The sequence below is a fragment of the Flavicella sp. genome, assembly GCF_037132785.1.
Lineage (GTDB): Bacteria > Bacteroidota > Bacteroidia > Flavobacteriales > Flavobacteriaceae > Flavicella.
This window is the reverse complement of the sequence record NZ_JBAHZZ010000002.1, coordinates 1-6432: the sequence shown is the minus strand read 5'-3', so window position 1 is coordinate 6432 and position 6432 is coordinate 1. Positions and strand designations below refer to the sequence as shown.

Here is a 6432-nt window from a genome sequence, read left to right as displayed (position 1 = left end):
TTTGATGAATTTTGTTTTAGAATTAATAGGTCACAATACAAAGAATCCATTTTTCATAAAACAATTCTTAGAATGGTACTACAAAAACCTAAATATCAAAAAAATATAAAACAGACACTAGGCGTATAGCTCAGTTATTTTTATTTTTAAACGAAAATTACTTCTCGTTTCGGTGTAAAACAAATCGTTACTTGGGAGTTGCCAAACATTGGGAAATGATTCATTTGATTGTAGGAAATACAGGTTCTGGAAAGACAACTTATTCAAACAAATTAAAAGAGAAAACTAAAGGGATTATTTTCTCAATTGACAAATGGAATAATATATTATTTCTTCCAGATAAAATAGACAAAGACGGACTTGAATGGTTTCTTGAACGAATTGAACGAGTAGAAACTATCATTTCAAGTTTAATATTACAGCTTGAAAGAACAGAAAGAGATTCTATTCTTGATTTGGGTTTATCTAAATTTGAACATCGAGAAAAATTTAGGAAATTTGCTAAAATTAATAATTTTGAGATAAAGATTCATTTTTTGAATATTTCAAAAGAAACTAGATTGAAAAGAATATTTGAACGTAATAATGAAAAAGGAAAAACTTTTGAATTTGAGGTTACTCAAGAGAATTTTGAGTTTATGGAAAATTGGTTTGAAAAACCATCTGAAATAGAATTGAAAAATGGCATTTTAATTAATGAGTGAAAACCTAAGTACATGGAGTGTCTACCTTTATTGTGATGATTTTTTTACCCTATAAATATTTTATATTTGAATTATGACAAAACCAAAGTATAAAAATTAAAGAAGACAGATTGAATTGGAAAATAAAACTCCTAATTCTAAATTTAATCTATATAAATAATGCATTAACTTATAAGTTTAACCACCTTAAAAAGGAGGATTAGGCATAGTTAGTCTGTTTTTTTATCAATGAATGAATTACTCATTTCAAAAATAATTGTCCCACCTTTCATCATCTCTTGATGTGACAATAATAATCCGTTCAGTTTTTTACCATTAACCGTAACGTTTTTCACATATACATTTTCCTTACTTTGATTTTTAGCTATGATTATCAATTCATTTCCATTGTTTAAATGTAATTTGGCATCTTTTACTAAAGGACTACCTAGCGCATAATAGGGAGAGCCAGGTGTTACTGGGTAAAATCCTAAAGAACTAAAAACATACCACGCGCTCATTTGACCTGAGTCATCATTCCCACAAAGCCCATCAACTGTAGGCGCATACATAGTTTTCATAATCATACGTACACGTTCTTGTGTTTTCTCTGGGTGACCAGTCCAATTGTATAAGTATGGAATATGATGTCCAGGTTCATTTCCATGAACATAATTCCCAATGATTCCATCACGTGTAATATCTTCATGTTTGGCTATATATTTCTCTTCAATATCAATTGTAAATAGAGAGTCTAGATGTTTAGAGAATTGTTCTTTACCCCCCATCATAGAAATCATCTTGTCAATGTTTTGAGGCACATATAATCCGTAGTTCCATGCATTCCCTTCGATAAATCCTTGTCCATGTGTATCCATTGGATCAAAACGTTCTCTAAAAGTTCCGTTCGCTAATTTAGGTCGCATAAATCCTATTTTAGGATCGTAAACATTATTGTAGTATTCCGAACGTTTCATAAACTCTTCTCTTGTTGAGTCATTGTTTACTTGCTCAGAAATTTGCGCAATGCACCAATCATTGTATGCATATTCCAATGTTTTAGAAACAGAATAGTTGCTTTTATCGTCAGGAACATATTTGTAATCTATATAATCTCCTAATCCATCAAAGTAGCGTACATTTGCAGTGTTTACAGAAGCTTTTAAAGCTCTTTTCTGATCAAAATATCCAACATTTTAACCATAGCATCAGCGATAACAGAGGTTGCATGATATCCAATCATACACCAATTCTCGTTAGCATAATGACTCCAAATAGGGAGCATATTATGTACACTTTGATCATGATGTGCTAACATAGATTTTATCATGTCATTATTACGTTCTGGTTGTGTAATGTTAAATAATGGATGTAAAGCTCGGTAAGTATTCCAAAGTGAAAAAACAGTATAATTTGTAAAATTTTCTGATTGATGAATGTTTTGATCTAACCCTCTGTATTGACCATCCACATCTTCATACAAAATAGGGGATAAGTTCGTGTGATACATGGCGGTATAAAAAATTTCCTTATCACCCGTGTTTAATGTGGTTACTTCAATCTTAGAAAGTTCTTTATTCCATTTAGCTTTCGTTTCTTCATGTGTTTTATTAAAGTTCCAATGCGGAATTTCGACATTTAAATTTTTTAATGCTCCAGCAGTACTCACAGAAGATAAAGAAAATTTAATATTGATTTTTTCATTTTCTTTAGTGTCAAAATTGAAGTATGCACGAATATCTTTTCCTGCCATTTCAGGGAAATTTTCTTTTTGATTGAACTTTCTATAAAATCCATCGTATTTAACATGCTCATATTTCTTATGACCATAATTTTTAAAAGGTTTTGAAAATTGCATGGCAAAAAATACTTTTCTGTCTCTAGCCCAGCCTTTTGTTTGTCTGTAACCTGTTACTAGCGAATCATTTTCTACACGAATGGAAGTCCATATGTTTTTATTGTCGTGATGATAAATATTATACACCATATCTAAGATGATATGAGCGGAATCAGATTTGGGAAATGTATATTGGTGGAAGCCAACACGCTCACTCGCCGTTAATTCAGCTTTTATCTTGTAGCTGTCTAAATCTACTTTGTAATAACCAGGAGATGCTTCTTCTTTATCATGTGAGAATGAGGAATAAAAACCCTTTTCTCCATCTTTAGTTATTAAAGGATCTAGAATTAGAGCTCCAGTAGTTGGCATAACCAGAAAATCGCCTAAGTCAGCATGGCCAGTCTCGCTTAAATTTGTATGAGAAAAGCCTATTATCGTTGAATCTCGATATTGATAGCCAGCACAATATTCATATGTTTTACTATTGTAGCTTCCATCTTCTTTAAACATTGCTTCAAAATTAGTTTGTGGACTTAATTGAACCATTCCAAATGGAGCTGTCGCTCCTGGGAAAACATGCCCCATCTTACTAGTTCCAATAAACGGATTTACGTATTGGGTAAAGTCTGTTTTAATTGTTGAAGTAATGTTAGGTTTTGTATTTGAACCTTGTTCATTACATGAGCCAAGAATAATTAACCCTATAAATAGGATTGTATTTTTCATATTTCTTCAATTATTTCTAATGTTGAGTCTATGAGAATAAGTGTTGTGTTCTCTTTTTTAGCTTTAGTCAAATATAAATATTTTTGTTCTGTTTTTTTATTTTGAAGCTCCTTTATTATTAACTCGGCTATTTTGTAACGTCATTATACAGTATATTGTATGTCTTTGTTTTTAAGATGTTCAGTGACTATAGTAGGGATCTACACCAGTATATCCATTTTATCTATCAAGTTGTTTTTACTTTTTTTGTGTTCTTGGGACTGGTTTTTTCTGTAGATTTTTCACTGTATTTAAATTCACGAGTACTTTCTGTTTCCCTGTTTCTGCTCCACAAATCACAGGAATTATTCCAATAAGGAGGATATCTATTATATTGTGAAGTTGGTTTCTGTAGTCTTTTATTTGTTAGAAACATTAAATTTAAAAGTATGATTCTGCCCTGATAAATAGGGCTATAAGTTTTACTCTTACCAAATTAAAATTCCTTAGAAAGATGCGTTGAAAACTGAAATAAGTTCATTAATTTAACTACTAGCATTGATTTTCCTATTAGAAAAATGAATCAATATCCTGAGTCAACTACATAAAAAAAAGCGTATTAGATTTGTTTTAGTTGCTTTGTTTATTGGTGGTTAATGAATTGTGTTTTTGTCATGTACTAATTTTTCATAAGTCATAAAAAAATAGGTTTTTCAATAGTTACATGATGAAAACAAAACTTCCAATAATCTTATTTAATATATAACCAAGCATCTTTTGCAATGCTTTTTTTGATAATCTGTAAGTATTCAACAGCTTCTTTACGGGTTGTATAGCTATCAAAACTTACTTGTGTCAATCCCCATTTGTTAATGCCGATTATTTGAGCATTAAAACCTTTTCTTTTTAATTGGTTTACTTTTTTAAGAGCATTGCCTTTTTCTCCAAAGGCACCTGCAATTAAATGGAATTTTTTGGGAAGTTCTTTTTTAACAATATCTAAGTTGATTTCAGGTAAAGGATTGCTAATAATAAAAGTAGCTTCTTGTATTTTTTTAGAAACGATTTCTTGATTTTTTTCAGCTAAGATTAATGTTTGTTTTTGATGAATTGAATTCCAACTTAAAGCTCCAATGGTTAAAAATGCGGCAATTGTTGCTGCGTATTTTAAATAACTTGGCGATTTTCTGTATTCTGTAGTTTCTAGTTGAGTAATTTTTTGGTTGTATTTTGATCTCTTTATAGAGGGAGATTGGAAGTTTTCTAAGCCAAAAGAACTGGCTAAATAATTGATAGTCTCAATAGGTTCAAAGAGAATTTTATTCTCTTTGTTTAATGAGAGTATTCCAATTGCGTTTAATTGAATGTTTTCATTTTTAAGAGAACTTTGCCATTGAGCTACTTTTAGTTCAATTTTGGAAACAGCTTGTTCAAAAGAAATATTTTCAGAGGCAGCTATATAGTTAGCTAATAACCCATCGTTGCTTTTTAATTGGCTATTAAAGCTCAATATTTTTGATGGTGGATTAAAAGTGTGTGTAAAATGATTGACTGTTGATGAAATTGTACTTGAAACAAAACCTCCAAAACCTGGTACGATTACACATTCGTAACGGTATAATAAATCGCTGATGTACTTTGATAACTGCATAGAACAAATATAAATAAATTCTTAGACGAGTCTAGCCATGTTATGAAAAAATTATGAACATTTTTTTGTAACTTGTATATCAAATCGTTATGTCATGAAAGAGGAAGAATTGCTATATGCCTTGGCGCTCCAAAGAGCCAAAGGCATTGGAGATATCAATGCAAAAAAGTTAATTGAGACTTGTGGAAGTCCAAAAAGTGTGCTTAAGGAACGTAAAAACACCTTGAGTAAAATCAATGGAATCGGAGCAGTTTTGATTAAGAATTTGTTTGACCCTGAATGTTTGAAACAAGCAGAAAAAGAATTATCATTTATTAGAAGTAATAATATCAAACCCTTGTATTTTCAGGATAAAAAATACCCTAATAATTTAAAAAACTGTATTGATGGTCCTTTTTTACTCTTTCAAGATGGAGAGTTCGATTTTGATAATTCAAATATTATCAGTGTGGTTGGGACAAGAAATATGACCAACTACGGTCGTGATTTTTGTAAAGAATTAATCTCTGGTTTAAAGGATTGTAACCCTACTATTATAAGTGGTTTTGCCTATGGTGTAGATATTTGTGCTCATAAGGCGGCTTTGGACAATGGATTGCAAACTATAGCTGTGTTTGCACATGGATTTGATCAGGTTTACCCGAAAATTCATAAAAAGTATATGGCAAAGGTTTATGAAAACGGGGGTTTTTTAACTGAGTTTTGGTCTAAAGAGACTCCTCTAAAGGAAAATTTTTTAAAAAGAAACAGGATAGTTGCTGGTATTTCACAGGCTACAGTAGTTATTGAGTCAGCAGCAAGAGGAGGTTCTTTGGCAACTGCAACCATTGCTAATTCTTATTCTAGAGATGTATTTGCTTTGCCTGGTAGAAGTTCTGATATATATAGTAAAGGGTGTAATAATCTAATAAAAACGAATAAGGCGGCCTTGATTACTTCTGCTGATGATTTAAAAGAAATGCTTGGATGGACAAGGCAAAAACAAGCAAAAGTGATTCAGCCACAATTATTTGTGGAGTTGACAGATGATGAGCAAATAATTATAGATTTTTTAAAACAAAGACAGAGTGAACTATTGGATATTATTGCTCTTGATTGTGGGATTTTGGTTCATAAAACTGCGTCTACCTTATTTCAATTGGAGATGAAAGGTTTATTGAAGGCATTACCAGGGAAAATATTTGAAATTGTATAACGTAGATATCACAAATTGTGATCAGTAATTGCAGGGTAAACTTACACTTTTATGTTTAGCACTTTTAATAGATAATCTTGATTCCATCTAGCTTTAAGCCTCTTCCGCAACACCTTATTTTCAGATTTTTCAATAGATTTAGTGTTGTCTTAAGTAAAATTTAATACTTTTGTGCTGCGTTGTTCTTTCTTTTTCTTGAAGCTTCTTTGGAGAAAGCCTTGGATTCAAGGTTGTAACGCAACAAAGCGTTAATAATTTTTAGTGATTCAATACTCAAATATAGTGATTATAATATTGATTTTATTTCGTGGCATTATTGAAATAGAATAACTCTCCTACGTCGAGTTATTTCCAGTTC

Annotated in this window: 4 protein-coding genes and 2 pseudogenes; 3 read left to right on the top strand and 3 right to left on the bottom strand. The window is 31.0% G+C overall.

Features of this window, described 5'->3' with window-relative positions; all coding sequences use genetic code 11:
- Positions 1–129 (top strand): annotated as a pseudogene (locus tag V5787_RS00120) (IS1595 family transposase); the annotation flags it as partial.
- A 62-nt stretch (positions 130–191) separates the two neighbouring features.
- Positions 192–704 carry an ATP-binding protein gene (locus tag V5787_RS00115; protein WP_336891263.1) on the top strand — a complete coding sequence of 171 codons (513 nt, stop codon included), beginning with the start codon at positions 192–194 and terminating at the stop codon, positions 702–704.
- Between the two features lie 209 nt (positions 705–913).
- Here V5787_RS00115 and V5787_RS00110 read toward each other — a convergent pair.
- The 3 genes and pseudogenes from V5787_RS00110 to V5787_RS00100 all read right to left on the bottom strand — a co-directional run.
- A pseudogene (locus V5787_RS00110) lies at positions 914–1810 on the bottom strand (glycoside hydrolase family 92 protein); the annotation flags it as partial.
- A gap of 35 nt (positions 1811–1845) precedes the next feature.
- Positions 1846–3249 carry a GH92 family glycosyl hydrolase gene (locus V5787_RS00105; protein WP_336891262.1) on the bottom strand — a complete coding sequence of 468 codons (1404 nt, stop codon included), beginning with the start codon at positions 3247–3249 and terminating at the stop codon, positions 1846–1848.
- A gap of 730 nt (positions 3250–3979) precedes the next feature.
- A complete protein-coding gene (locus V5787_RS00100; RefSeq protein ID WP_336891261.1) occupies positions 3980–4879 on the bottom strand; it encodes an SPOR domain-containing protein in 900 nt (299 codons plus the stop codon).
- A gap of 94 nt (positions 4880–4973) precedes the next feature.
- Between V5787_RS00100 and dprA the strand changes: the two genes are divergently transcribed.
- The gene (dprA, locus tag V5787_RS00095) at positions 4974–6074 is read left to right on the top strand and encodes a DNA-processing protein DprA (RefSeq protein ID WP_336891260.1); all 1101 of its coding nucleotides are present in this window, start codon (positions 4974–4976) and stop codon (positions 6072–6074) included.
- Positions 6075–6432 lie beyond the last annotated feature (358 nt).

Excerpts from the sequence above, each read along its gene's own strand:
- V5787_RS00100 (WP_336891261.1), bottom strand. The coding sequence starts at position 4,879 with ATGCAGTTATCAAAGTACATCAGCGATTTATTATACCGTTACGAATGT.
- dprA (WP_336891260.1), top strand. The coding sequence starts at position 4,974 with ATGAAAGAGGAAGAATTGCTATATGCCTTGGCGCTCCAAAGAGCCAAA.
- V5787_RS00105 (WP_336891262.1), bottom strand. The coding sequence starts at position 3,249 with ATGAAAAATACAATCCTATTTATAGGGTTAATTATTCTTGGCTCATGT.